Source organism: Rhizobium sp. L51/94, assembly GCF_019355555.1.
Lineage (GTDB): Bacteria > Pseudomonadota > Alphaproteobacteria > Rhizobiales > Rhizobiaceae > Rhizobium > Rhizobium rhododendri.
In genome coordinates this window covers 1,118,874-1,143,658 of sequence record NZ_CP072142.1, presented here as the reverse complement: position 1 = coordinate 1,143,658, position 24,785 = coordinate 1,118,874, and the positions used below count along the sequence as shown (strand labels likewise).

Below are 24,785 nucleotides of genomic sequence, written 5' to 3'. Positions count from 1 at the left end.
GTGGTATCGCTTGCGTTTTAGCGTGCAAGGGCTTCGTCGTTGGCCGCGTTCGCTTCAGCGAGCGCGTCCTTGGCCGACGCCGTTCCGGCGAGCACTTTCGACACCGCGATACCGGCGTTGTTGATGATCTCGTTAGCGGCCTGCACGGTTGGAAGATACTGAGGATTCCCCTTGGCGATCGATGCGAGCATCGCCTCCTTGAAAGCTCCGTAACGCTTGTTGAATTCTTCGGAATTCATCGCGCCCTGAGAGGTCACGCCGGAGTTCGGAGCTATCCCGAAGGACTTGAGCTGTTGTTCCTTGGCGGTTGCCCAGGAAGAGAACAGCCAGGCAGCCTCTTTCTGCTTGGATGCCGACGTCACATACAAGCTATGCACGGCCAGCGACGAGGAGCCACCCTTGAGCTTGTCGCTCTGAGCGGGAACTGGAACGTACCCGACCTTACCGACGACGGAAGAAACAGACGGATCTTCGTTAAAGGCACCGTTGACAGTGGCATCCATGGTCATGCCGGCCTTGCCCTGCTGGAACAGCGTGTGGTTTTCTTCCCAGCCGAAGTTGGCGACACCAACGGGGCCGTAGCTACGGAGCAAGTTGGCGAAAGCATCCAGCGACTTGGCAGCCTCATCCGAACCGAGAGCCGACTTACCATCTTTCGAGATGAATTCACCGCCATAGCCCCAGAGCCAGCCTGCCCAAACGTAGACGTTCTGGATACCCTGAGCGCCTCGCATCGTAATCCCGACGGTCTTGCCGTCAGACTTTTCCTTGATGGTCTTGGCGGCAGCAGCGACGTCGTCGAATGTCTTTGGCGGCGTGATGCCGTACTGATCGAAAAGATCCTTCCGGTACATCAGGAAGGTGCTCTCACCATAGACGGGCAGACCGTAGAGCTTGCCATCAACGACGTTCGTGTTCAGGTAGCCTGGAACGAAGTCGGTTTTGTCGTAGTCCTTCGGAAACTTCTTGGCGAGATCGTCCAGCGGGTCGATAAACCCGGCCTTCACGAAGCCCGGAATGAAGATAATATTGTTCTGGACGACGTCGTAGCGACCAGAAGCCGAGGAGAATTCCAGGAGCTCTTTCGCGGTGATGTCGGATTCCGGAATGATCTCGAGGTTGACCTCGATACCAGTCTCCTTCGTGAATTCGGGAAGCAACGCCTGAATGCCGTCCGTCGTCGGATGACCTTCCATCAGCACTGCAAGCGTCGTTCCAGCGTACGGCTTGGCTGCGTCCTGCGCGAAGGCAGGAAAGGCGGCGGAGGCCGAGAGTGCGATCGTCAACACAAGTAGGTGTCTTCTTTTCATGTTATTCCCCTTTTCAGTTACCGTGAGCTGCGTTTGAGTTGCTTGGACCAGGTTTAGAGCTTGATAACCTCGCCGGTTTCAGCGGAGCGAATGAGTGCGCGTGTCAGTTCGAGCGACTGGACGGCTTCTGCACCGCTCGCAACCTGCGAAGGACCGCCGTCGAGCCACTCGAGGACGCTGGCAAGCTGCAGCTTGAGGTCGCCGCCGACGCGGCCTTCGATAATCGGCCAATGCTGGGTGTCGATCTCGCGGGAGGTCTGGTTGTCTGCGAAATAGAGGCCGCTGTCGCCACACTGGACCTCGAAGGAGCCTGCAGTGCCGATCATCTCCATGCGGGCGTCGATCATGTGTCGCGCGCCACCGGGAAGAGACCACGCGCTCTCGAAGTTTACGACTGTGCCTCCTGAGAAGCGGACGATGCCGGCAATTGTGTCCTGAGTACCGATCGAGCCAAGGAGGATATCAGTCTGCTGGGCATAAACGCTGACGGGCTTCTGTCCTTCGAGCATCCACAGGACCATATCGACGTCGTGCACGGTGACATGGAGAGCGAGTGGCAACGTTCCGGCGTAACGCTTGGGTCCTTCCGTGCGCGCGCTATTGCGACGAGCATAGATGTGGATCGGAGTGCCAATCTGACCCGACGTGATGAGTTCGCGAGCCTTGTAGTAGCGTGGATCGAAGCGCAGCAGATAGCCGATGCCGAGCTTGACGTTCGCGGCCTTGCACGCGTCGACTATCTTCTGCGCGTCCTCAATGGTGGAAGCGATCGGCTTCTCGACGAACAGGTTGACGCCCTTGGCAGCGATAGCGAGAGCTGGCTCGAGGTGAAGATGGTCAGGCGTGCAGATGCTGACCAAGTCCAGCTGTTCAGCGGCAAGAAGGTCCTGATGGGTGGCATATGCCTTGACGCCCTTGCCGAGCTGGCCGGCAAGTTCCTTGGCTCGGTCGATGTTTTGGTCGACAACGGCCACGAGTTCGGCACGCGGCTCGTTCGCGAAGATCTGTGCGTGCATCGAGCCCATGAAACCGGCTCCGATGACTGCTACGCGAAATTTGCTGCTCATTTCATTTCTCCCTTTTGGTGTGGGTCAGGCTGCGATGCCGGCAACGGCATCAGCAAATTAGACGTGTGATCACGTCAGGACAGGTAATGACGGAACTACCCTTCGATGCGAACGAGTTTCACCATCCATGATCGGAGCACGCGGCAGCGCGACGATGCGTCTCACGCAGCAGACTGTCTTCAATTGCCTGACAGGACACAGCTAGGCCGCCCCGTAAGTCTTCGAGGATGTCGATCATTGGTAGTTCCCGTTTTTTTGTTAGCGGGAAGCTAGGCGCAGTGACGGTATCCGTCAAGATAATTTTCTTGATGAAAATTTCCGTCAAAACAGAAATCTGTTTACCCGGCTTTGAAATACGTCTGGGAAAAATGGCTCAGATACTGCGATCAGTGACGCTTTGGGCGGTCTCGCGGACGATATCGATACGCTCTGGAGCGGCCTTCGTAATGTAGGTTGCCAGTGCATCGACGATCAGGAGTTCGCTGATCTTTGATGGATAGGCGCCACCGGTGAGCGGCGTCTCGGGCCAAGACGCGAGGAGGATATAATCGCAGACCGCGGCTAGCGGGCTCTTCACGCGGCTAGTGATTCCTACGACCCTCGCCCCTCGTTTATGGGCCCGCTCCGCAATCTTGACTGTATCAATCGTCGAACCCGAGTTCGAGACCAGGAAGTACAAGTCCGAAGGTCCCGAGGTAGCGGCCGTCATGATCGCCAGATGGGCGTCACGGGCTATATGCGAGTGGAGGCCAAGTCTCGCGAGCTTATACTCGAGATATTGCGCGGTGATGGCAGACGCGGCAACTCCGAAGATTTCGATATGGGTTGCCTTTAGCAATTCGCTCGCGACTGCCTCGATGGTACGCCGGTCCAATAGTCTCTCGGTCTCGTTCAGAGCCATTCGAGCGGTCTCGATCAGGTCCAGCACGGTATCGCCTTTCCCGCTGCTTGCGTTCGGCGGCTGCTGGGTGGCGAGTTCCTGGGCCAACGCCAGCTTGAAGTTCTGGAATCCAGCGAACCCGAGCTCGCGACAGAAGCGCATGACACTCGCTTCCGACGATTGGGAATCCTCAGCCAGCTCGGTGATGCTCTTGTAGAGAACGGCCGAAGGGTCTTCGAGAGCGTAGTTCGCGACGCGCTCCAAGGCGCGCGTCATGTTGGGAGCGCGCGATCGAATGCTCGCAATGAGCGCCATCTGGGGTGCGGGATCCAAGACCGTATCCTTAAAAATGTTCGCCGACCCAGGGAGCCGGGCCGCTAAAAATGTCATTACAGCGCTTTATTGCCTCCGCGTCGCCGATAATCCAGCCCGCCTTGTGAAGAAAGTACGACGAACGGAAGCCCGTGAACAGCGTGGCAAACTGTGACAGCCCGACCGTGATGTCGACCTCTCCCGCAAGGTCCTCTTGGCAAGTGGCCTTGCCGTCTTTGACGGTGAGGAGCAACGTTTGATTCTCGGGCGCTCCAACGACGTGGATTCTTAGGTTTCCCGAGGCATGGCCATAGCCTCTGGCGGCGAGTGCCTTCTTAGGAGACAGCACACGCATTAGAAATTCCTCCTGATGCACGAGCCGCGATCCCTTGTCCGGCAGCGCAAAAATAAGTTGATCGGATGGGCTGCCGTGCCACCGAACACGCGGATAGACCGTCGAAAACGTCCCCAAGAATTTCAATATTTCGCGGGCAGCTTGCCCCGAAAGCGCGACCCAGTCACGGAGCACCAAGCAATCCTGATTACCTGTGTCCAGCACGATGTAGCCGACATCTTTGCCGTCGGCTTCAAATACGAATGTAGAAAGTTCCTCATCAGTTGCCCGGAGCAGCACGTTCCAATGAGCAGCATCACGTGCCAGAACGCCATTCTGATCCCAGGAGTGCTCGCTATAGATGTCACCCAATGTCGATCGCGCGCTCTCGCTCGCGAGACGGCGGCATTTGAAATTCGCCTTGATCTTGTAGAGCTCGGAAGTGTCTGCCTCGTAGATCATTTCCGAGCCTGCCAGCTCGAAGCCTGACTTGCGATAGACCGGTCGGGTCGATGCGAAGAGACTAGCGACTGCGGCACCTCGTCGCAACGCATCGTCGCAGGCGAAGTCTAGAATTGTTGCCGCAAGGCCGGAGCCCCGATGCTCCGGACTGATTGCGACGTGGGCGATGTTGCACGCCGGCACGACTTTGCCACCGAACCAATGTCCCGTCTCAACAAGCGCAAACACGGCCGCTGATCGGGTTCCCTGCTCGATGATATGAAAGTTTGGGAGCCCGGTGTCTTCTATGTAGTCAACGGTGCGTTTTCGGGTGAAAGCGAACGCAGACGCGTATGCCCGCGCGATGAAGTCCACGTCACCCCCAACCGCTTCACGCACACTCATTGATCACCTTTGAAGATTATCGCCAGAAAATTCTGGCCTATGGTGATATTTTTTATGCGGATCGCGGCGCGATGTCGAGTGCGAAATTTGCCGGCAAGTTTCAGCCCTATGATCGTCCCACTTGTCTTGCGCCGATCCAGGGTGCTGGAGATTGCAGAGACCCTGCTCGCCTCGTGTTCCCGTTCAAAAGTCCAGTGCGTCTCTTGGGGGCCAACCTTTCGTCGCTCAACACCTAAGAGAGAGGATAAGAACTGCAGCTCGATCTAGGACTTTGATGAATCCGGGCCTTAAACTGAAAAAGCCTGCCGCGGGAGGAGGTGCGGCAGGCTTTCCGAAAAGAACCGAACAACGGCTGGGAGGAGGAGTGCCGCTGTTCCGACAGACGCCCCTTGGGAGGAGGAGTGGGCCGTCTGAATTCGAAGCTCTGCGGGAGGAGGTGCGTCGCTTCGATGGGACCAACATACCAATTCTCTCCGCACATTAAATAGACTTTGCTGCAGAACAGCTATGCGGAAATGCACGGCCTCTTTCCGACGAAAGCAATCCCCAGCCCTGGGTTTCGTCGCAGGCCAAATATAGAAACGCCCGCATCATCAGCGGGCGTCTTGTCGATCACATTGGCTTGGAGACGAACGCTTAGCGAGCAACCGATGCGCGGGCTACGCTGTGAATGTCGGCGCGATCGATGCCGAGGTCCTGTAGCTCACGCGAGCTCATGCGGCCGAGTTCGGTTACGGTTTGACGATACTTGCGCCAAGTGTTGAAAGAGCGTGCTACGTTCATGATCATCCCCTTTCGTGAGGTCTCTTGACGCCAGCAACCCTACTTGGTCCCAACGTCGTTTCGATGATTGAAATATAGGCCCTTGCGCGCCCATAGATAAGACGCAAAGACTCAGGTCGGCCATGCACTCAAAGCATGGGTCCGATCATAAGATGGGCAGAAATGGCTATCGGGCCCGGAACCAGTCGGAGGCAGAAGGGGCGTTTAACGGGAGGATCGGCGTCTGAATAGCGATGGATTTCGGTTCTCAGATAGCGGAGCTCATCATCGAGCGCTTCCTCGTCCACCTCGATCCACCGGGATTTCAGGCGGCCGTCAAGACCGAGGGCCCGAAACCGAGCAGGGAAATAGCGACCGGCGCCCATATCAGCAAAGCTTCAAGGGAAATCGACGAGGCTCACCCGCAGGTCATTGATGACTACGGCGAGGCCTGGTGCGCCGATCAATGGTACGACCCGTGCCGGCGCCAGCTTGGAGACGGCACGCCCAAAGACGGCAATGTTCGTATGCCCGTTCAGGCGAGATGGATAGATGATACCGTCGGGAAGCGACTGGTGTTCGTGAAAAGCCAGCGCCCAGGAGCGCGCAAGGCTCTGACGTGATGATTTCGTCACGTCAGTCGGAACCCCCATCCTGATCGGGTGATCGTCACGCAGGTCAACAAGGCTGAGGTCTGCGATCGTCTCGACCTCAGCGTAGCGCCGCGCATAGATCTCTTTCTCATCGATCGGAAGATCGCCGACAAGACCGTCGCGGCGATCACGCAGAACCGCCTCTAGGAAGCAGACCTTGAGTGTTTCGCCGAGATAAAGAACGCCGAAGCGCTTCGTTGCATCACGTCGGCGCGGGTCGCTGAAACGGCTCGGCGTTTTTCCAAATCCTAACGGGTCCGAAAAGACGCTTGCGTAAATCCGGCCAAAGCGACGCCCTGAAGGAACCGTTCCGATATCGAGCGGCTGACGTTCGAAACAGGCAGGCGGTTTGATACCAGTCATTTAGCGGAAGTCACCGCGGGCAATGCCCTCGGCTGCGGCGATCACGTCGCCATCCTGGCCCCGCTTCAGGGCGTCGAGCCCGGTGCGACCGTCAAGCGCACTGTGGGGCGAAACAAGGAAGCGGTAAACGGCCCAGGCACCCGTCAGGATCTCGTGCAGTTTTGGAAGCGCCGCATAGGGTCGGCCGTCCTGGTCAAGCTGCCACGCCGGGAAACGGAACCCTCGCTTGGCGCCATCCAGGCCGAGCACCTGGCCGTTTTGACGCTTTGTATTGACCGTGACCCGCGAAACGCCAATAAGATCTGAAAAGGCGTTGGCTCTGAGCATATCGTCTTCGCTGAGGATCTCTGCAACACGGCGATGGCCGCGCGCTCGTGCGGAGGACAAGGCTGCCATCAGTTCGTCGTCCGGTTCGCCAGCCTCTTCGACCGGAAACGCACCGTCGCCAATCAGCGGGTCTTTCTCGACAATCGAAATTGTTTGCGCTCCGGCGCGCGGATCCACGACGACGCGGAAACTCACCTGATGGCCCGCCTTCTGGCTCAGTTGCACTGCCATGGTATACTGATTGAGCAACGCTTTTTCGAAATCGGCCTTGCGGGGCAGCTTCATCGATAGCGCTATATTTGGAGTTTCGCTTGCTGACGTTTTCGTGACGGGCATGACAATCAACCTTTTGAGAACAACATAGCCAGCCATTGTCATTTCGTCAAGTTCGTTAAGTTAGTAAAGGCAATCATCCGAGTTATCAATTCCTGTGTGTTTCACACAGAGCCTATCGCTGTGAGGGGAATCGAACCGGAGCTTAAAAAAATGGCTAAAGGGATTGCAAGTGCTGTGAGTTGTTAGGCGAGTGGCTTACTGTAGCGTGACGCAACTGTTCGATATGAGAGGATTAAAAAAATGGCCGAAAATGCGGGCGTGATAGCTGTGGACCATACGGGGTTCTCGGTCGCCTCGTTGGAGGAGGCGATCCAGTTCTGGACTGAGGCGATGGGTTTCGACCTTGCTCGGCGAGGAGAGATGGGTGTGGAGTTCCTACGGGAGGCCACGGGGGTTGACGATCCGCGTTGCCGAATGGCGCTGGTGACGGCTCCTAATGGCTACCCTATCGAGCTTCTCGAGTATTCGACAGGCCGTACGCTGGGCCAGACACCTCGTAGCGCGGGTGCGATCGGCGCCGCGCACATCGCCTTCACGGTTACGGATATCCGCTCGGCCATCGCGCGGGTTGAGACGGCGGGGTGGGCAGTGAAGGGTTCGCCGCAGCCGATACCAGCCGGCCCCCGATGCGGAACAATGGTCGCGTACATCTCCGGCCCGGATGGTATCACGATAGAGCTAATGCAGCCACCTGTTGAATATTCTCGCGTCGTGTAACACCCCCCCGGTCCGGGAAAGCTGAACCTTGTGAGGGTTTCCGTTCCATTGCTACTAGCCCTCTACGCCTACTGGGGTTTTTCGCGGCAAGATCGATCCTGACGAAGGATACCACAAATGATGCCCTTCCGTTAAAAGCGACTATAATGGTTCGTCGGCATCCGGCTGGCGAGCTTGCTCTTTCTCAGTGTTCCCTCATTCGCGATCAGATTAGATGATCTCGGGAGAAGGCGTTATACACGTGTTGAAGTGCTTTTCCAAAGGGAATCACCGGAGCCCACTCCCGATTTTTTGGACACGTCTGTTTAAAAACAGTTCGACGCTGGTGTTCTTGGGCCTACGGCGCGATCGGTGCCCGGAAACTCTGGGCACCGTCACCTATGTTTCCAGCTTCAGGCCGTCTTGGCGGTAATCTTTGCTTACCAAGAGACAGCGATATATTTGGTTTCACAGAACTCCAGAATTCCGTGGTGAGCGCCTTCCCGTCCAAGGCCGCTTTGTTTGGTCCCGGCAAACGGTGCCGCCGGATCGGAGACTAAGCCACGATTCAGACCCACCATGCCGCTGTCCATTTTCTCCGAGACGCGTAGACCCCGACCGGCTGCATCGAGACGAACAGACGGCTATCGGGCTTGTGGCTCGGTATCGTCTCGCCATATGCCCGTTCGCCCTCGGCCGCGAACCATTCGATAAAGCCGACGCCGTAGAGGATCTCTGCCTCGGCTTCGAAAAGAGGCTTACCCTGTTCGGCGGTCAGTATCGTGGCAAGATCGCCAGCATGCAGGCGGATGAGTTTTGCCCAATTTAGCATGATCCTGCCCCGATCACGCGGAAGGAGCGCCCGCCAGAATGGGAAAGCGCGTTGGGCAGCGTCAATAGCTCGATCAAGCATCGTCAGATCGCAATCGCCGACGCGGGCAATTTCGTCATCGCTTGCAGGATCGGCGACACCAGTCGCACTCCTCGATATCTGCCACTGCCCATCGATAAACGGCTCAGACCTTAGAAGGCCTTCATCGTTCAGCTGTTTTAGGGCGCGCGCTGCGGTCATCGCTACATCCAGCATGTTCCAATCCCCATCAATTCAATAAATCTTAGGCCTTTTTGGCGAAGTATTTCCTCGAGATTATTGCATCGACGCAGTGATCCTGCTTTTTAAGCAGCTGAAAAGGTGGAGTACAAATTGATGCCAGACAGATCTGGTCAAAAGTGACAGCCGTCGCCTTGAGCGGAATCGAACCTGTGACCTGCTATTGCCACCGTTTAGCCGAGTAGTATATTGCAGTTGCAATCTAGCACGACCTAGTGGCTCCGCACTCTCCCTAGTCTCCAAAAGTCTCAGACGCGTGCGCCGCTTGCGGTGTCGAATGCATGTGCCCTTGGTGAGCCGAGGTCGACCAGCAGTTGTTCACCTGGGCGTGTGCTTAAGCGGTCTTTGGATATGATGGTAAGCTCGTGCCCGGCCAGGCGAGCCGTGATGTGCGTTTCCGAGCCTGTCGGCTCGACAACGAGGACGTCGACGGGGACGGCTCCGTCCCCGCCGATGACGATGTCGTCAGGGCGTATGCCGTATGAAATATCGCTGCCCGCGGCGAGGTTGAGCTTGTTGGCGACTTCGGCGACACCCGCTATTTTCACTCCGGTGTGGGTGACTTCCGCGGGGAAGATGTTCATGGCCGGGCTTCCCATGAAAGTCGCGACGAACAGATTGTCGGGGCGGTCGTAAAGCTCCAGCGGCGTACCGATCTGCTCTACCCTACCCGCGTTCATTACGACAATCGTGTCTGCCATCGTCATGGCCTCGATCTGGTCGTGGGTAACATAGACGATGGTGGTTTTTAGACGCTGGTGGAGCGCCTTGATCTCCGCGCGCATCTTGACCCTGAGCTTGGCATCCAGGTTTGATAACGGCTCGTCGAACAGGAAGACTTTTGGATGCCGCACGATTGCGCGGCCCATGGCGACGCGCTGTCGCTGGCCGCCCGAGAGCTGCGCCGGCTTGCGGTGCAGAAGAGCCACCAGTGACAGGATTTCGGCCGCCTTTTCTACTTCCGCCTTGATCTCTGCCTTGCTGCGGCCGGCGAGCTCGAGAGCAAAGCCCATGTTCTGGGCCACCGTCATCTGCGGATAGAGCGCATAGTTCTGGAAGACCATGGCGATATCCCGATCCTTCGGCTCCAGATCATTGACCCGGCGTCCGTCGATGGCGATGTCCCCCGAGGTGACCGTTTCCAGCCCGGCGATCATCCGCAGCAGGGTCGACTTGCCGCAACCGGAGGGGCCCACGAGAATGACGAATTCGCCGTCGCCGATCGGCACGTCGACCCCGTGCATAACAGGAACCGCGCCGTAGGACTTCTTCACATTTGATATTTCGACGGACGCCATGAGATCACCTCAGCCTAATTTGCGCACACGTAGTGCGAGATGGGGTTGGCCCGGCAGTTCGATGCCGAATACCGCGTCTGCCTTGCCGCCGCGGGTGATGCTGCCGTGGCGCTGGGGATGGGGGACGAGAGCCGCGATTCGCTTGGCAGGCGTGACCGTCATGTTCCATGTGTCGATGAGATCGACCTCGTAGTCGCCATCATCGGTGGGCAGGCCCGTGGTCCACTGGTTCGGCTGGTGTTCGCCGAAATAGATGTAGCTGACCTTGCCGCCCACGTCGCGGGCTCCGGACACGCGGCTCCAGGGCCATTGGTCGTTCATGCCCATCGGCTCAAGACCCTGCAGGCCATCTTCCTGCATTAGGCGAAGCAGGAAGCCGATGCGTGGCCAGCTCGTACCATGCAGCTTGCCGCCCTTCGCCCACCAGATGAGATCTTCGGGGTGGGCGTATGTCTCGCCGTGACCGGCATAGCCGCCGCGCGTCACAGTGATCCAGAAGCGGCGCACCAGCTCCTCAGCGGTGATGTTGCCCCAGCACGGATAGATATTGCCTTCGTATTCCGGCTCGTCGTTGACGACGGGCTTGCCGTAGGCAACGCGCCATTCCGGCGTCCGCTTAACATCCCAGTTCTGGATGCAGACATGGGTGATCCAGGGCTTGCGGTGGTCGAAATTCATATTCTGGTCGCCGTTGTGGATCGACCGCAGGTGCTGCACGGGGTCGTTCTCCTCCAGGATGTGGCAGAAGCGGTCCCACGTCGCGACTGGAATGGTGTCGAGCAGGAAGTCGTACTCGTTGGCCAGCGCCCACCAGACATTCCGGAAGGCGGACAGGCGCGCAGCGGCATACTCGACAAAGCGCAGGTTCTGTTCCTCGCTCATCGTCGCATAGCCCCATCGGTCGTAAGGATGGAAGAGGATTAGATCCGCCTCGATGCCCAGGTCACCCAGCTTGACGATCTGCTGTTCCAGGTGCTGGAAGGCTACCGGATTGGGCTGATCGAAATCGAGACCACCTTTGCCATCTTCCATAAATATTGGCTGCAATGGCTCGTTGGTATTAAATGGATAGTCCTTCGGAAAGACGGCCATCCTGATTTTGTTGAACCCGGCCATCTCCAGGCTCTCGAGCGTCTCGGCCTGCATCTCGCGGGGCTGATGTGTCCACGCATAGCAGGTGGTACCGAACGGATAGTAGGGCGTGCCGTCATCGTAGGCGAAGTGGAACCGATTGCGAACGCGAACGGGACCGTGCACGCCGCTGCGGGCGTCCGTCACCGTCAGCGTGCCGGCCTTGCCGTCGAGTTCCGGCGCCGACGAAGTCGTCGTGTAGTCCCACTCCCCAATTGTATCCGGCATGAAACGGAGCAGGTATTGGTTCGTGCCGTCGTGAAAGCCGGTGACGCGAACGGAACGATTGCCCTGTTTGAAGTGCGCGTGCAGCGTGACGTCAAGATAAGGATTGCCGGCGGCAGGACCGTCGAGGCGGATTTCGTGGATGTCGTAGAGATGGGTCATGGTCATTCCTTGACCGCCCCGGTCGTAAGGCCGGCGACGAAATAGCGTTGGAACATGAGATAGACAATGGCGGCGGGAAGCACGGTCATGATGATCGCAGCATTGAGTTCGCCGTAGTTACTCTGGAACTGGCTCTGGAAATTCATCAGGCCCAGCGGCAGCGTCCACATCTTCGGGTCCTGGAGGATGACAAGCGCCATGGCAAACTCGTTCCATGTGGCAACGAAATCGAGAATCAGCAGCGCCGACAGGACGGGCAATGAAACCGGCAGAAATATCCGCCAGAAGATCGTGAAATGGGATGCGCCATCGATGCGAGCCGCTTCCGAGAGCTCTTTGGGTATTGCCAGGAAGAACCCGTACAAAATAAAGACCTGGTAGGGTATGCCAAAGGCCAGATAGGGCAGGATGATACCGGGATAGGTATTGATTAAGCCGAAGGCGTTCACCTGCCGAAAGATCGGTGCCAGCATGACCTGGAATGGCAGCATCGTGCCAAACACGAACAATGCGAAAACGACCTTGTTCAGCCGCATCGGTACTTTGGCAAGCGCATAGGCCGCCATGGCCGAAATGAAGAGCCCGAGCGGTACTTTGATCACAGTGATGACGACGCCGTTGAAGGCAGTGGTCGAAAAGTTGCCGCGCTTCCAGGCCGAGATGAAATTGTCAAAGGCAAGGTCCGTTGGCAACGAGAACGCACTCGAATTCATCACCGACTCGCTCGATTTTAGCGCCGTAAAGACGATGAAGACGAATGGGGTGATCCAGATCAGCGCCAGCACGATCAGCCCGATCCAGAGGGCAATGAGCATTGGGTCGGCCTTGCTCGAGCCGATCGGCCGGAAGGCCTGCGAGAATATCGTCATCGTTTCATCTCCTCGCGCTTGAACATCCACCGCATGTAGGGGATCACGATCGCCAGGGTGATCAGCAGCAGGACGACGGAGACTGCAGCACCTCTGCCGTAGACGCCTAGCTGCATGGATTGCGTGTAGGCCCACATGGCCAGCATCTGGGTCGACTGCGCCGGGCCCCCGCCGGTCATCCCGTAGATGATGTCGAAGGCTTTCAGGGAATTGATCAGCGACAGGACAAGTACGACGGTGATCGTCGGGCCGAGTGCCGGCACCGTCACATATTTAAATACGCCCCAGCGTCCCGCGCCATCGATGCGCGCAGCCTCGATCAACGTCGCCGACACGCCCTGCAGGCCCGCCAGGAACAGCACCATGGAAAAGCCGACCGACTGCCAGACATGGGCGACAAGGACGGACCAGAGGGCCACCTTCTTGTCTCCGAGCCAGTCCATGATCCAGTCGACAAAACCCCAATAGGTCAGGATGGTGTTGAACAGGCCGAAGAAGGGATCGTACATCCACTTCCAGATCGTCGCGACCGCGATCGACGCGATGATCACTGGCAGGTAGAAGATCACCCTTAACGAAGACTTGCCCAGAATGTTCTGGTTCAGCGCAAGTGCCAGACCGAAACTGATCAGCGTCGGGATGAGAACGGCAAAAAAGGTCCAGGCAAGCGTATTCCAAAGCGCGCCCCAGAACACCGGGTCCTGGGTGAAAATTGCCCGGTAATTCTCGACACCGACAAATTTGGCTTCGGGCGCGAGACCATTCCACGACGAGAACGACATCCTGACGACATCGATCATCGGATAGACGGCAAACAGCAGGTAAACGATTAGGGCGGGCACAAGCAGGACATAGCCCTGCATGCTTGGCCCCAAAGACAAGCGCGTTCTGGACATGGTTTCTCACCGAGGTCGGCGCGGGGTTCCGAAGCTGCGCCCGGAACCCCGCCTTGGGAGGTTAGCCTTTGTTGGCAATAAACGTCTGCAAGGTCTTGCCGCCGTCCTCGGGCTTGATATCGCCCGACGCCACGTTGTTGATGACGCGGAAATACTCCGTCGTCACGTCTAGCGGGAATGCCTGGTCGCCATTGACGAACACCTTGCTGTATTTGGCGAAAATATCGATCCACTTCTTGTCGAGCGGATCGACCTTGTCGTACTTGACGTTGGCATTGACAGAGATCGAGCCGAACGCACCGAGATTGTCCTGCTGGACTTTGTCCGAAAGCAGATAATCCAGGAACTTTGCCGCGTCGTCCGGATGAGCGCTCTTGCTCGAAACATAGAGATATTCGGCAAACCCGTAGAGCCGATCTGCCCCGGTTGGAAGCGGGAAGACATCAAAGTCATCCATTCGCTTGGCAGTGCGCAGCTGGCCGACAAGCCAGTCGCCTTCAAGCATCATCGCCGCACGGTTGCCAAGGAACAGCTTGAAAGCCTGATTATTGTCGATGCCCATGAACGGCTTGAGAATGTAATTCTGCGACCAGTCGCTCAGTTCAGTGAAGCTCGCACTGGCGCAGGCCTCCGCCGACCAGTCCGCCTTCATGGTCATCAGCGCATCATGCTTTTCCGGACCGCACTTCGCCTCCAGAATGAAATCCATGAGCCGCATCAGATGCCAGTTGACCGTTCCGCCGAATGTCATGGCCGGGATGCCAGCTTTCTTGAGCTTGGCGGCATCGGCTTTCAGTTCATCATAGGTGGTTGGCGTCGCTGTGATGCCCGCCTTCTGGAACAACGCCTTGTTGTAATAGAGCCCTTCGCCATGGAAGGTATAGGGCACGCCCTGGCGGCCGCCCTCATAGACTTTGGAAAAGCTCGCCGCCGAAGCCGTCAGGCGCTTGTCCCAATCATATTTATTGTAATAGTCGTCGAGCGGCTTCGACAGGCCGGCTTTGACGAACTCGCCGCCAAGACCAAGCCCTGCCCACATGAAATAGACGTCCGGCCCCTGGCTGGACTGCGACGCGACACGCAGCGCCGCCTTGTGCTCGTCGACCGAGCGGCCCTCGCGCGAGATCGTCACGCCCGGATTGGCCGCATCGAAATCCTTGACGATCTTGTCCCAGGCGACATTCGCGGCATCATTGTCGAACGTCAACGTCCAGACCTTCAACTCCTCCGCAGAAGCGCTGGCTGCAAGTCCTAACGTCGCCGCTAACAGCGTAGCAGCAAAAACATTGCTCTTTCGCATTTAATCCTCCCTGACGCGGTCCTCCCCGCGACCTGAAATTCGCGGACGCACCAAGCTTTGTCAATTCCTTTTTTCATTCATGAATTAAGGCGCTTGCAAGACTAATAAAAAATATCGCTTTTTTTTCGTATTCAGATTGATTGCTTCCTCTAGGCGATTGGAGTGCTTCTCATTTTATTCTATTGCGCTTGTCTTGGAGATTTGCCTAAATGCGTCGCGAAGGATGAAGCCATGCAGGACATTACGCAGCTGTTTCTGGATAGGGAAGCGCCGTCGGGACGGATCGTGCGCGCCATCGCCGCAATAGGATCAACCACGGCTATTCAGCTGGTGCAATCGACGGGGCTTGCGCGCTCCACGGTCTCGACACTTCTTTCGGAGTTGAAAGATAGCGGAATCGTTCTCGATCTCTCAACCAAAAGCAATGGTTTTGGTCGCCCGTCGCAATTACTCTCTCTCAATCCAGAAACTGGACGCTGTGCCGGAGTCCTCTTGGGATTAGGCGAAATCCGTATCGTCATCTGCGATCTTGCGCATTCGGTGCTTTCGGATGTCTGGTTCGAAATGCCGCGCGACTACGCGCCAGAAGCTGCAGCACAGCAGATCAAGGCTAATCTTGCGCGGGAATGCGCCTTGCTTGGCTTTGCCATCGCCGATCTTCTTGGGGTCGGCCTGGCGATTTCAGCGCCCCTCAGCTACGATGGGAGGGTGCTCAACGGGGACGTCTTGCCCACTTGGGGTGGCGTCAATATCGCGGCCTTATTTTCGGATTATCTTGACTGTCCGATACATGCGGAAAACGAGAGCCACTGCGGTGCTTTAGCAGAAATGACATGGGGGGCCGCGATTGGCGAGAAAGACTTTGTCCTCATCAAGTTCGACCTTGGCGTAGGTGGGGCGATTGTGCGGGACGGCGTGGTTCAGCGGGGCTTTACCGGGAGTGCGGCTGAATTTGGCCATCTCGTTTTGGATCCCAATGGCACTCTTTGCCGCTGCGGAAATCGGGGCTGCCTTCAGACATTTGTCGGCGGCTACCATCTCATCCGGCACGCTGAAGAGTTTACTGGCTACCCCGTCACTATTGATCAGTTTGTCGAGCACGCAAGGGATGGTCGGCTTGGTTACCGGCGCTTGATTGCGGACGCAGCGGAGAAAGCTGGCTGGGGTATAGGCATTGCCGCCACCATCCTCAACCCGCCACTGTTCGTCATTGTCGGCAAGCTGGCCGCAATCGGCGAGGCTTTCCTAATGCCCATGGAGCGCAGTTTTTCGCGCCACACCCTCCCGCCGCCGGACCAGCTAATTGAAACAACTAGACCACGCTTTGTCGTTGGGAAGTTTCTGGGCAATGATGACACAGTCCTTGGTGCAGTGGCACTTGTGCTGCATCAACACGGCCGAGTAACCGGTTTTTCAGCGCGTAATTAGATTTTCCGAATTCAACGTGAGTATCACACGCCTTGTAGCGATCTGAACTCACGGCGCCGGAACAGTTTTGATAGAACATATTTTGGATTGGCGCATTAGCGAGGCATGGATTTTAGCACCAAATGGTGCTAGCCAAGCGATCTGAAGGTAGGAGTCTTCGCATGCGATCCACTATCAATCTCGATGACAACCTCATGGAACAGGCGAGATCCTTGACTGGAACAAAGGAAACAGCTGCGCTTGTCCGCCAAGCCTTAGAGACACTTGTGAGGGTCGAATCCGGAAAGCGCCTCGCTGCGCTCGGAGGTACCATGCCAGACGCAGAGGCAGCCCCTCGCCGCCGGAGCGAAGCGGCAAAGTGATACTCGTAGACACCTCGATCTGGATTGATCACTTCCGCCATAGTGACGCGGACTTGCGCAAAGTTATCGCGGACGACCGGCTACTCTGCCACCCCGTCGTTATCGGTGAACTGGCGCTCGGCAGTCTTCGCGACCGCGGGGTTGTCATGGCATTCTTTTCGGCGCAGCGAGAGGCACTTGTCGCTAGCCATGATGAAGTAATGAAGATGATCGATCGGCACTCGATTTTCAGCATGGGGATCGGCTACACGGATGCACATTTGCTGGCTTCGACACTGCTCGACAGGCGATCGTTGTTATGGACCAGAGACAAGCGCTTAGCTGCCGCGGCACAAAAAGCGGGTGCTTCGCTGTATGCACCCACCATCGCGCCAAACTGAAGCCTTGAAGGATGGCATTCAAATCCATCGTCTTGATGGCATTCGAACCGCCGCCGGCGGATCGTCAAGTATCTAAATCATTGATATTATTAGGCCTCTAAACAATTTTGTTGCATTTAGATCCATGAATGACGGTGATTTCCGCCGGACCGCCCGACCGGTTAAACAACGCCACCACGATTAACGATCCGCGCGCCAAGCCCCCGGCTAATGTCGAGGCTGTCTCGTCGCAAGGGAGCATCACCACATTACGCGCGCACGCTTCGAAGATTGCTGACACAAACTGTCAGCACCACAACATAACGTATCGCTATGTTTCCTCAACGAGACCAATTTCCAATGACCCCAATCGTTATGATTCCTGGCTTGCTGTGCTCCGCTGAGCTTTACGCTCCCCAGATGGCTGCGCTGTGGCCGTTCGGCTCCGTTACGGTAGCATCGACACTATCCGGGACAACCATGTCGGAAATCGCTACAAACATTTTGAGAGACGCGCCACCGAGCTTTGCACTCGTCGGTCTATCGATGGGCGGATATGTCGCCTTGGAGATCATGCGTCAGGCACCGGAGCGGGTCAGCAAACTGGCATTGCTCGATACTTCTGCTCGGCCGGACACCCAAGAGCAAGTTGCACAGCGGCGCGGCATGTTAGCTCAAGCTAAAGGTGGCGATTTCAACGAGCTTTTGAGCCAAGTAATGTCGATACTCTTGCACCCTGCCCATCGAGATGATCAGCATTTGCTGGAGGTCAATATTCGCATGGGCTTGACGGTTGGTGTTGAGGGATTTGAACGGCAGACAGAGGCAATCATTGGACGCGCCGACAGCTGTCCGCATCTCGCTGATATAACCGTTCCAACCCTCGTTCTTGTTGGCGACTGTGATTCCATCACACCTCCCTTTCTGTCAAAGGAAATTGCAGCGGCCATCCCCGACTCCAGCCTCGTCATCATTCCGAAGTGCGGTCACGGGTCAACGCTTGAACAGCCAGAGGCAGTAAACCGGGCGCTTGTTACATGGTTGGAAGGCGCCTAATCGGCCTATCCAGACCGACGTCGTCCGCTTTATCTCGTTCATGGCTGGAACATTTATTTCTGGGGTCAGCTCGTGCTCGATGGCCGCTTAAAAAACGTTGACGATCGGCATCGCCATGTTCGCCCATCTAGAAGAAACCGATCGAGCCGAGCCTGGGGATCGCTAATGGCGACAAACCTGCTTTTGGTTGCGCCCGTCCTCGTGCTATTGCTGTCCCCCAGCGCTGTCCAGTCGAGGCGCTCGCACCGGGTTTTGCAGATAATTAACGGCAGGCTTCATGTATCGCGTCATCGTCATCGGCGGGGTCAATCATGACCGCATCTGGCAGCTCGATGCATCGCTGACAACGGGAAAACGCCTGCAATATTCGCAACGGGTGATACGCATCGGCTGCGGGGGCTTCGTATCCCTACGGCGTGGACCGCCTTGCGAGTTTTTTGCGATATCGTGATTTTGCGCTCTTGAGAGTGGAATTAAGAGCGCAATGAGGAACTATGGCACAGGCCATTTTGCTGACGGGTCAAGAACGGCGTCGTCGTTGGTCACCGGCTGATCGGCTGGAAATTCTGGAGGCAGCATTCGCGCCGGGTGCAAATGTGTCGGAGGTAGCGCGTCGTTTTGATGTTTCGACGGGGCTGCTCTACACGTGGCGCCGCCAGGCGCTGTCGGCTGCGGTGACGGATGGTCCTGCCTTCGTGCCCGCGACGGTCGTGGGTGCCGCGGGCGGTGGCGATGTCGTTGCGGCGACGATCGCTGTGGACTTTGCGAACGGTACCAAGGTGAGGATTTCGTCCGGGGCACCTTGTGATCTTGCCGCAGCAGTAATGCGAGCGCTCAAATGATCCCGATCAGTTCGAGCGTGCGTGTTTGGATTGCGAGCGGCCATTGCGATATGCGCAAAGGGATGCAGGGTCTTGCTCTGATCGTGCAGGAAGGTCTGGGCCGTGATCCGTTCAAGGGGGACGTTTTTGTCTTCCGGGGGAAAAGTGGCCGGCTGATCAAGGCTCTTTGGCATGACGGAATTGGCCTTTCGCTATACGCAAAGCGGCTTGAGCGCGGCCGTTTCATTTGGCCGGCGACGGAGGGTGGAGCGATTGCGCTGACGGCTGGCCAGATGTCCTATCTGCTTGAGGGAATTGACTGGCGAAACCCGCAGCAGACATGGCGCCCGACGAGCGCGGGATAGCGTTTTTTTGGCGGGATTGCGTGCGGCAGCACCAAGAAAAGCTATACAAATCAGTGGTTTTGTGATTCACTTCGAGCATGGAAACCGGCTCGGGAAATCACCGTGATCATGCTGCAGCCCTGGAAGCAGAGCTAGCGATTGCGCGGTCGGAACGGGCTACTGCTTTGGCCGAATTGGCTGTTGCCAAGGCCAAGGAGGCCGACGATCAGGCCATCATTCTTCGCCAGAAAGTCTATATCGAAAAGCTGCAACGGGAACTGCGCGGTCAGAAGTCGGAACGGACAGCGCGGCTGATCGCGCAGATGGAGCTGATGCTTGAGGACGCCGAAGCGGCGGCGACTGAAGATGAGCTTGCCGCCGAAATGGCCGTTGCTGCAGCTGCTGCGATTGCGGTCACCGGCTTTACGCGCAAGCGGCCCGTCAAGAAGCCTTTCCCGGAACATCTTCCGCGTGAGCGTGTCGTGGTGCCTGGTCCGGTTGCCTGCAGCTGCTGTGGCGGTGAACGGCTTCGCAAGCTCGGCGAAGACATCACCGAAACGATGGAGAGCGTACCGCGTAGCTGGAAGGTCATTCAGACGGTGCGGGAAAAGTTCACCTGCCGTGACTGCGAGAAGATCAGTCAGGCACCTGCACCCTTCCATGTCATACCGAGAGGATGGGCGGGTCCGAGCCTTTTGGCGATGATGCTCTGCGACAAGTTCGGCCAGCACATTCCCCTCAATCGCCAGGTCGAACGTTTTGCCCTGGAAGGTGTGCCAGTCAGTCTGTCGACAGCAGCAGACGCGATTGGCGCGTGCTGCCAGGTCCTTGCCCCGCTTGTGAGGCGGATTGAAAGCCATACGTTCGCGTCTGAACGGATCCACGGTGATGATACGACCGTGCCGGTTCTCGCTCTCGGCAAGACCGTCACCGGTCGGATATGGAGCTACGTCAAGGACGATGCTCCGTTTGGCGGAACGGCGCCTCCGTCGGCGATGTTCTATTATTCCCGGGACCGGGCCGGCGAACATCCACAGGCGCATCTGGCCAATTATAGCGGCATCCTTCAGGCGGATGCCTATACGGGCTATGGCCAGCTCTATCTTCCTGATCGAAGTCCGGGCCCGATTCATGAGGCGGCGTGTTGGGCGCATGCGAGGCGACCATTCTTTGCGCAAGCCGATTTGGAGGCCAACGCGCGCCGAAAAGCGCAGGGTAAAAATGCCGCCGTCATCTCGCCGGTCGCCTTGAACATGGTGCAGCGGATCGACGCACTGTTCGAAATCGAGCGCCATATCAATGGCCGTACGGCCGATGAGAGAAAAGCAATCCGCCAGCAGTTGTCAAAACCGCTGATCGACGACATGGAGATATGGATACGCGAACACCGCGCCAGGTTGTCGCGCGACAATGACTTGGCAAAGGCGTTTGACTACATGCTGAACCGCTGGGAATCCTTCATTCGTTTCCTCGACGACGGGCGCATTTGCCTGTCGAACAATTGTGCGGAGCGATCTCTGCGCGGTGTGGCGCTCGGTCGGAAAGCCTGGCTATTTGCCGGTTCCGATCGAGGGGGCCAGCGGGCGGCGGCCATGTACAGCCTGATCGTCACCGCGAAAATGAATCGCATTGACCCACAGGCCTGGCTTGCCGATGTCCTTGCCCGCATCGCCGACCATCCAGTCAGCCGTCTTGATGAGCTTCTCCCCTGGAATTGGCGGGAAACCACAACATCGCCACTGAGGCAGGCGGCCTGATGGCAGGTCCTCTCGTTCGCTTAAAGATCACGCTCGATGACGTTGATCCCTTGGTGATGCGGCGCGTTGTCGTCCCATTCCGCATTCGGCTTGACCGGCTTCATGAGGTTCTTCAAGAGGCTTTCGGCTGGACCAACAGCCATCTGTATGAGTTCAGGATCCGTGACATCGGGTTCGGCGTGCCTGATGGCGGCTTTGATGGTCCCATCGATGCACGCAAAGAAACGCTTCTTGCTGCCATCGAAGATATCGGCGCGAAATCATTCAAGTATCTCTATGACTTCGGCGACGGCTGGACGCACACCGTGAAAATCGAAAAGGTTTTACCGGCGACCGCCGGCTTCGGCGATCCCTTCCTGCTTGACGTTGTCGGACGATGTCCACCGGAGGATGTCGGCGGTCCGTGGGGTTATGAAGAGTTCCGCGAGGCCATTGCGGACACCAACCATGAGCGTCACCACGAACTTGTGGAATGGTGGGGCGATGCGCACTACGATCCTGGCGATGTCGACGCCGCCAATCTCCGCAAAAACGTCGAGGCCTTAGCTGCAAAATGGAAGCGCCGATCGCGAAAGAAAAGCTGAACCTGCGGTCCTCGGCGAATGCATACGGGGCTTCTACACCGCTCTGCAGCTTCTCGATCTTGGAGCGGAAATCGCCCTCGTCATCCGTCTGAGGTAGGACGGTACGGCCTTTCTGCGCTGGAAATGCTGGAAGAGATGGAATGCGAACCGGCGACACCCTACTCGAATGAGCGACGTAATTGATTGAATAGGACTTCGCGCAGCGTAACACCGATTGATGGAACATTTTCACATATTGGGTGCAAGTGTATTCAGATCTATGCCTGACGCGGTTGACTCAAAGCTTGTCAAAAAGAGACTTGAGCTCCGCAAAATCGATCTTCGACCGTAACGCCATTGGCTTGGCATTGGCCATCATGCCAACCACATGTATCCAACATCCATTGCGACTGTTTCGAATGCCGCAAATTTGGTGGATTGGAATAAAATACGTCTCGACAAGATCGCCTTTGTAACCAAACGATTCAACCTCCACGAGGGTGCTCATTAAAAATCTCTACCCATGCTAATTGCAGGAAATTTAGCCAATCTTACACCCGCCTGCTAGAACTCCTCCCAGTTCTCGCTGGCCGTGGCGACTGCCTGAGTGCCGCCGTTAAAGGCACCGGCAAGTTTCGAGCGCATGGATCGCGCCGGGGACGCAACGGGTGACACTCCCGCATGAGGGGACCTCACCTGAATGGCACGAACAGGGGAGTGAGTTGATGCAAGGTGAGGAGCTGAGCGGCTCGTGCCCCTAGCGGTCGGCGATGCATTCGCAGCGAAGCCTCCTGAGCTGGTTCTCAGGTTGAATTGGCCCAGCAGGTCGTTCAGCGCGGCCACCTCCTTGGTGAGGCTGTAGCTGGCGGCCGTAGACTGCTCAACCATCGCCGCATTCTGCTGGGTGCCTTGGTCGATCGTGTTCACGGCCGTGTTGATCTCCGCCAGCCCGGTCGATTGTTCGCGTGCCGCTTCCACGATAGCACGGACGTTTTGGTCGATTTCTTCAACTTCCTTGACGATCTGTTCAAGCGACTGACCAGTTCGTCCCACAAGTTCGACACCATTTTTAACCTGAGATCCAGATGTCGAGATCAGCGCCTTAATTTCCTTGGCTGCTTGGGCGGAGCGCTGCGCCAATTCGCGCACCTCCTGGGCAACAACGGCAAAGCCCTTACCGGCCTCACCTGCTCGTGCGGCTTCCACACCGGCATTGAGCGCCAGTAAGTTTGTTTGGAAGGCGATCTCGTCGATTACGCCGATGATGTTGGATATCTCGCTTGAGGACTTTTCGATGCCCTGCATGGCGGCAACTGCGTCGCGCATGACTTCGCCCGACTTCAGCGCACCCAACTTCGCGCGCCCGACCAGTTGCCCCGCATCTTCAGCGCGTTTGGTGGAATCTTTCACCGTCGTCGTGATCTCCTCCAGTGCGGCGGCGGTCTGCTCCACGGAGGCTGCCTGCTGCTCCGTGCGCTTCGACAGATCATCAGCTGCCGCACGGATTTCGTTGGCGCCGGAATCGATTGCCTGAGCATTTTCGGCGACGGCTCTGAGAGTGTGCTGAAGCTTGTCCATCGAGCCGTTGAAGTTCTCCCGCAACCCGTCGAGATGGGAAACGAACGGGGTCTCAATGCGGTAAGACATGTTGCCGCTGGAAAGCTCGCCCAATCCCGTTCCCAAGCTGTCGACGGCCAGGCGAGTGGCTTCGGCGTCGTGCGCTTTCTGCGCTTCTCGCTCTGCTCGCTCCTGCTCTGACAGGGTGCGGTTGGATTGCGCCTCCCGTTCAAGGCGTATGCGCTCAATAGCGTTGTCGCGAAACACGGCGACGGCTGCAGCCATCTGGCCGACTTCATCACCTCGTTCCAGCCCAGAAATAGGCTCTTCAGTTTCGCCACGCGCCAGAGCTTCCATGCGGCTCTTCAGTTTGACAATGGGCGTAGTAATGCCGCGCGATGAAACAACAATCCCTGCAGCAAGCGCAGCTGCAAAAACTAGCCCGAGTATCGCCAACGTATAGAAGATAGTTCCTTCCGTGACGGCAGTCAGCTCATCGCTTTGCTCTTCAACACTCTTACTTTTGTGCTCAATCCAGGCTCGAACGTTCAGGATCTCCTCTTTGACTTTCACGTCCGCCTGCTTCAGCAGCGACTTCGCTCTATCATTGTCGTCAGCCAAACCCGCCTTCACAGCCTCGTCCGTAATGGCAACAATTTCGTTAGCGGCACGCACGAGAGGATCCACGCTCGGGGCGTCTTCCTGTGCGTGCTCCTTGGCTACGTCGAATAATTCGAAGAGCGTCTTTCTATTCTTTATATAGTCGTCATTTAACCCTGCCATCTCCGGATCCTTCGAGCTGTATGCGAGGATCTGATAGGCGTTGTAGCTAATGGCCGCGACTCTTTGGCTCGCTCGAGCCATCGCGACCGTTGCTACTTCATCTTGCGAAATTAGGTCTGAGTAGTGGTCATCGGCTTTTTGGAAATTGCGTGACATCGTCAGCACGCCGGCGGCGGCGATTACGCATATTGTAATCAGCACTGACAATATCTTGGTTCGGATTTTCGCATTCTGAAGGAAGGACATGAGTGTTATAAATCCGTTGATCGCTTGTTGCATATGATGGCACAGGTACTACGTGCGAAAACCCTAGAACCAAAACGTGATAATTTAGTAAATAACAGGATATAACCTTAAGCTATTCGAAAGTAACAACAAATATGGCAGCTTTGGAGAAGTTTAGCTGAGCCGGAAATAAAATATGAATATTTAATTTCGTTCCTTAACCGGCGGGAGCCGGTGACTGTCTATTCAGTGGAATTAAAAATTGAAAATGTTGATTGTTCTGGAAGCGCCCGAAGCTGAAGACCCCTTTGAGGCGCGAAGTCTGTCAGAGATCAGGTATCGTTGCTGTCAGCCGGGTGAATGCTTGTCGAAAACGGCTGCTGCTTTCAGTTTTACATCAGCTTAGCCTGATATTTTGTGGTGTCCGTGAATGCCCCACATGATCGGGCGCAACTATTGCACATACTGACCCACTAAAAACCCTGAACGCCATGACAGCGTTCAGGGTCTTTTGCTAAAGTGACTCGGCTAGGGGTCCAGATGCCGAAACACATGATATGCGCTTGTTATTCGTAACGTTGATAGGGTCATTTCTGTCTATCGGATCACAAGCATCATTTTCGCCTCATGTATGACGAGTATTCACGCTGCG

General features: G+C 56.8%; 25 protein-coding genes and 2 pseudogenes. 10 read left to right on the top strand and 17 right to left on the bottom strand.

What is annotated here, in order from left to right:
* Positions 1-17: 17 nt before the first annotated feature.
* The 4 genes from J5274_RS23220 to eis all read right to left on the bottom strand — a co-directional run bounded on the left by J5274_RS23220 (position 18) and on the right by eis (position 4,749).
* Entirely contained in the window at positions 18-1,310 is a 1,293-nt protein-coding gene (locus J5274_RS23220; protein WP_219275279.1) for a sugar ABC transporter substrate-binding protein, read from the bottom strand.
* Between the two features lie 53 nt (positions 1,311-1,363).
* On the bottom strand, positions 1,364-2,377 hold the full coding sequence (locus J5274_RS23215; RefSeq protein ID WP_219275278.1) for a Gfo/Idh/MocA family protein: 1,014 nt from the start codon (positions 2,375-2,377) through the stop codon (positions 1,364-1,366).
* 373 nt (positions 2,378-2,750) lie between these two features.
* Positions 2,751-3,533, bottom strand: a complete 783-nt coding sequence (locus J5274_RS23210; protein WP_257625741.1) for a MurR/RpiR family transcriptional regulator — start codon at positions 3,531-3,533, stop codon at positions 2,751-2,753.
* A gap of 67 nt (positions 3,534-3,600) precedes the next feature.
* Complete coding sequence (eis, locus tag J5274_RS23205; protein ID WP_219275277.1) at positions 3,601-4,749, bottom strand: enhanced intracellular survival protein Eis; 1,149 nt, start codon at positions 4,747-4,749, stop codon at positions 3,601-3,603.
* Here eis and J5274_RS23200 point away from each other — a divergent pair.
* A complete protein-coding gene (locus J5274_RS23200; RefSeq protein ID WP_219275276.1) occupies positions 4,749-4,985 on the top strand; it encodes a hypothetical protein in 237 nt (78 codons plus the stop codon). The genes eis and J5274_RS23200 overlap by 1 nt on opposite strands.
* A gap of 400 nt (positions 4,986-5,385) precedes the next feature.
* On the opposite strand, the gene J5274_RS23195 is transcribed toward J5274_RS23200, so the two are convergent.
* From J5274_RS23195 to J5274_RS23185, 4 genes and pseudogenes are all read right to left on the bottom strand, one after another.
* Positions 5,386-5,532, bottom strand: coding sequence for a DUF1127 domain-containing protein (locus J5274_RS23195; protein WP_164049362.1), 147 nt, complete (start codon positions 5,530-5,532; stop codon positions 5,386-5,388).
* Between the two features lie 128 nt (positions 5,533-5,660).
* A pseudogene (locus J5274_RS29020) lies at positions 5,661-5,855 on the bottom strand (hypothetical protein); the annotation flags it as partial.
* A gap of 54 nt (positions 5,856-5,909) precedes the next feature.
* Positions 5,910-6,527: an RES family NAD+ phosphorylase gene (locus J5274_RS23190; protein ID WP_219275275.1), complete on the bottom strand. Its 618-nt coding sequence runs from the start codon at positions 6,525-6,527 to the stop codon at positions 5,910-5,912.
* The gene (locus tag J5274_RS23185; RefSeq protein ID WP_219275274.1) at positions 6,528-7,190 is read right to left on the bottom strand and encodes an XRE family transcriptional regulator; all 663 of its coding nucleotides are present in this window, start codon (positions 7,188-7,190) and stop codon (positions 6,528-6,530) included.
* A 258-nt stretch (positions 7,191-7,448) separates the two neighbouring features.
* On the opposite strand from J5274_RS23185, the gene J5274_RS23180 reads away from it, so the two are divergent.
* On the top strand, positions 7,449-7,907 hold the full coding sequence (locus tag J5274_RS23180) for a VOC family protein (protein ID WP_224129134.1): 459 nt from the start codon (positions 7,449-7,451) through the stop codon (positions 7,905-7,907).
* A gap of 419 nt (positions 7,908-8,326) precedes the next feature.
* Here the strand turns inward: J5274_RS23180 and J5274_RS23175 are convergent.
* The 7 genes and pseudogenes from J5274_RS23175 to J5274_RS23145 all read right to left on the bottom strand — a co-directional run.
* Positions 8,327-8,503: pseudogene (locus J5274_RS23175) on the bottom strand (aldehyde dehydrogenase family protein); the annotation flags it as partial.
* A complete protein-coding gene (locus J5274_RS23170) occupies positions 8,455-8,958 on the bottom strand; it encodes an aldehyde dehydrogenase family protein (protein WP_224129177.1) in 504 nt (167 codons plus the stop codon). The pseudogene J5274_RS23175 and the gene J5274_RS23170, both read right to left, overlap by 49 nt.
* Positions 8,959-9,245: 287 nt before the next feature.
* Positions 9,246-10,295 carry an ABC transporter ATP-binding protein gene (locus tag J5274_RS23165; protein WP_219275271.1) on the bottom strand — a complete coding sequence of 350 codons (1,050 nt, stop codon included), beginning with the start codon at positions 10,293-10,295 and terminating at the stop codon, positions 9,246-9,248.
* A gap of 9 nt (positions 10,296-10,304) precedes the next feature.
* Positions 10,305-11,819 (bottom strand): DUF4038 domain-containing protein, encoded by a 1,515-nt coding sequence (locus J5274_RS23160; RefSeq protein WP_219275270.1) that lies wholly within the window; start codon positions 11,817-11,819, stop codon positions 10,305-10,307.
* Positions 11,816-12,682: a carbohydrate ABC transporter permease gene (locus J5274_RS23155; RefSeq protein ID WP_219275269.1), complete on the bottom strand. Its 867-nt coding sequence runs from the start codon at positions 12,680-12,682 to the stop codon at positions 11,816-11,818. The genes J5274_RS23160 and J5274_RS23155 overlap by 4 nt, the downstream gene beginning before the upstream one ends.
* Positions 12,679-13,578 carry a carbohydrate ABC transporter permease gene (locus J5274_RS23150; protein WP_219275268.1) on the bottom strand — a complete coding sequence of 300 codons (900 nt, stop codon included), beginning with the start codon at positions 13,576-13,578 and terminating at the stop codon, positions 12,679-12,681. Before J5274_RS23150 ends, J5274_RS23155 begins: the two co-directional genes overlap by 4 nt.
* Positions 13,579-13,639: 61 nt before the next feature.
* Positions 13,640-14,878 (bottom strand): extracellular solute-binding protein, encoded by a 1,239-nt coding sequence (locus J5274_RS23145; protein WP_219275267.1) that lies wholly within the window; start codon positions 14,876-14,878, stop codon positions 13,640-13,642.
* A gap of 231 nt (positions 14,879-15,109) precedes the next feature.
* Between J5274_RS23145 and J5274_RS23140 the strand changes: the two genes are divergently transcribed.
* From J5274_RS23140 to J5274_RS23105, 8 genes are all read left to right on the top strand, one after another.
* On the top strand, positions 15,110-16,306 hold the full coding sequence (locus J5274_RS23140; RefSeq protein WP_219275266.1) for an ROK family transcriptional regulator: 1,197 nt from the start codon (positions 15,110-15,112) through the stop codon (positions 16,304-16,306).
* A gap of 161 nt (positions 16,307-16,467) precedes the next feature.
* Positions 16,468-16,668, top strand: a complete 201-nt coding sequence (locus J5274_RS23135) for a type II toxin-antitoxin system VapB family antitoxin (protein ID WP_142831764.1) — start codon at positions 16,468-16,470, stop codon at positions 16,666-16,668.
* Complete coding sequence (locus tag J5274_RS23130) at positions 16,665-17,048, top strand: type II toxin-antitoxin system VapC family toxin (RefSeq protein WP_219275265.1); 384 nt, start codon at positions 16,665-16,667, stop codon at positions 17,046-17,048. The genes J5274_RS23135 and J5274_RS23130 overlap by 4 nt, the downstream gene beginning before the upstream one ends.
* A 459-nt stretch (positions 17,049-17,507) precedes the next feature.
* The gene (locus J5274_RS23125; RefSeq protein ID WP_257625694.1) at positions 17,508-18,083 is read left to right on the top strand and encodes an alpha/beta fold hydrolase; all 576 of its coding nucleotides are present in this window, start codon (positions 17,508-17,510) and stop codon (positions 18,081-18,083) included.
* Between the two features lie 494 nt (positions 18,084-18,577).
* Complete coding sequence (locus tag J5274_RS23120) at positions 18,578-18,925, top strand: transposase (RefSeq protein ID WP_111217014.1); 348 nt, start codon at positions 18,578-18,580, stop codon at positions 18,923-18,925.
* A gap of 62 nt (positions 18,926-18,987) precedes the next feature.
* On the top strand, positions 18,988-19,269 hold the full coding sequence (gene tnpB / locus J5274_RS23115; protein ID WP_257625801.1) for an IS66 family insertion sequence element accessory protein TnpB: 282 nt from the start codon (positions 18,988-18,990) through the stop codon (positions 19,267-19,269).
* Between the two features lie 77 nt (positions 19,270-19,346).
* The gene (locus tag J5274_RS23110; RefSeq protein WP_142832615.1) at positions 19,347-21,005 is read left to right on the top strand and encodes an IS66 family transposase; all 1,659 of its coding nucleotides are present in this window, start codon (positions 19,347-19,349) and stop codon (positions 21,003-21,005) included.
* Entirely contained in the window at positions 21,005-21,589 is a 585-nt protein-coding gene (locus J5274_RS23105; protein ID WP_219271068.1) for a plasmid pRiA4b ORF-3 family protein, read from the top strand. The genes J5274_RS23110 and J5274_RS23105 overlap by 1 nt, the downstream gene beginning before the upstream one ends.
* Before the next feature lie 277 nt (positions 21,590-21,866).
* Here J5274_RS23105 and J5274_RS23100 read toward each other — a convergent pair whose 3' ends face one another.
* Together J5274_RS23100 and J5274_RS23095 are read right to left on the bottom strand one after the other, a co-directional pair.
* Positions 21,867-22,076, bottom strand: a complete 210-nt coding sequence (locus tag J5274_RS23100) for a hypothetical protein (RefSeq protein ID WP_143123367.1) — start codon at positions 22,074-22,076, stop codon at positions 21,867-21,869.
* Between the two features lie 56 nt (positions 22,077-22,132).
* Positions 22,133-24,154, bottom strand: coding sequence for a methyl-accepting chemotaxis protein (locus tag J5274_RS23095; protein WP_219275263.1), 2,022 nt, complete (start codon positions 24,152-24,154; stop codon positions 22,133-22,135).
* Between the last annotated feature and the right edge of the window lie 631 nt (positions 24,155-24,785).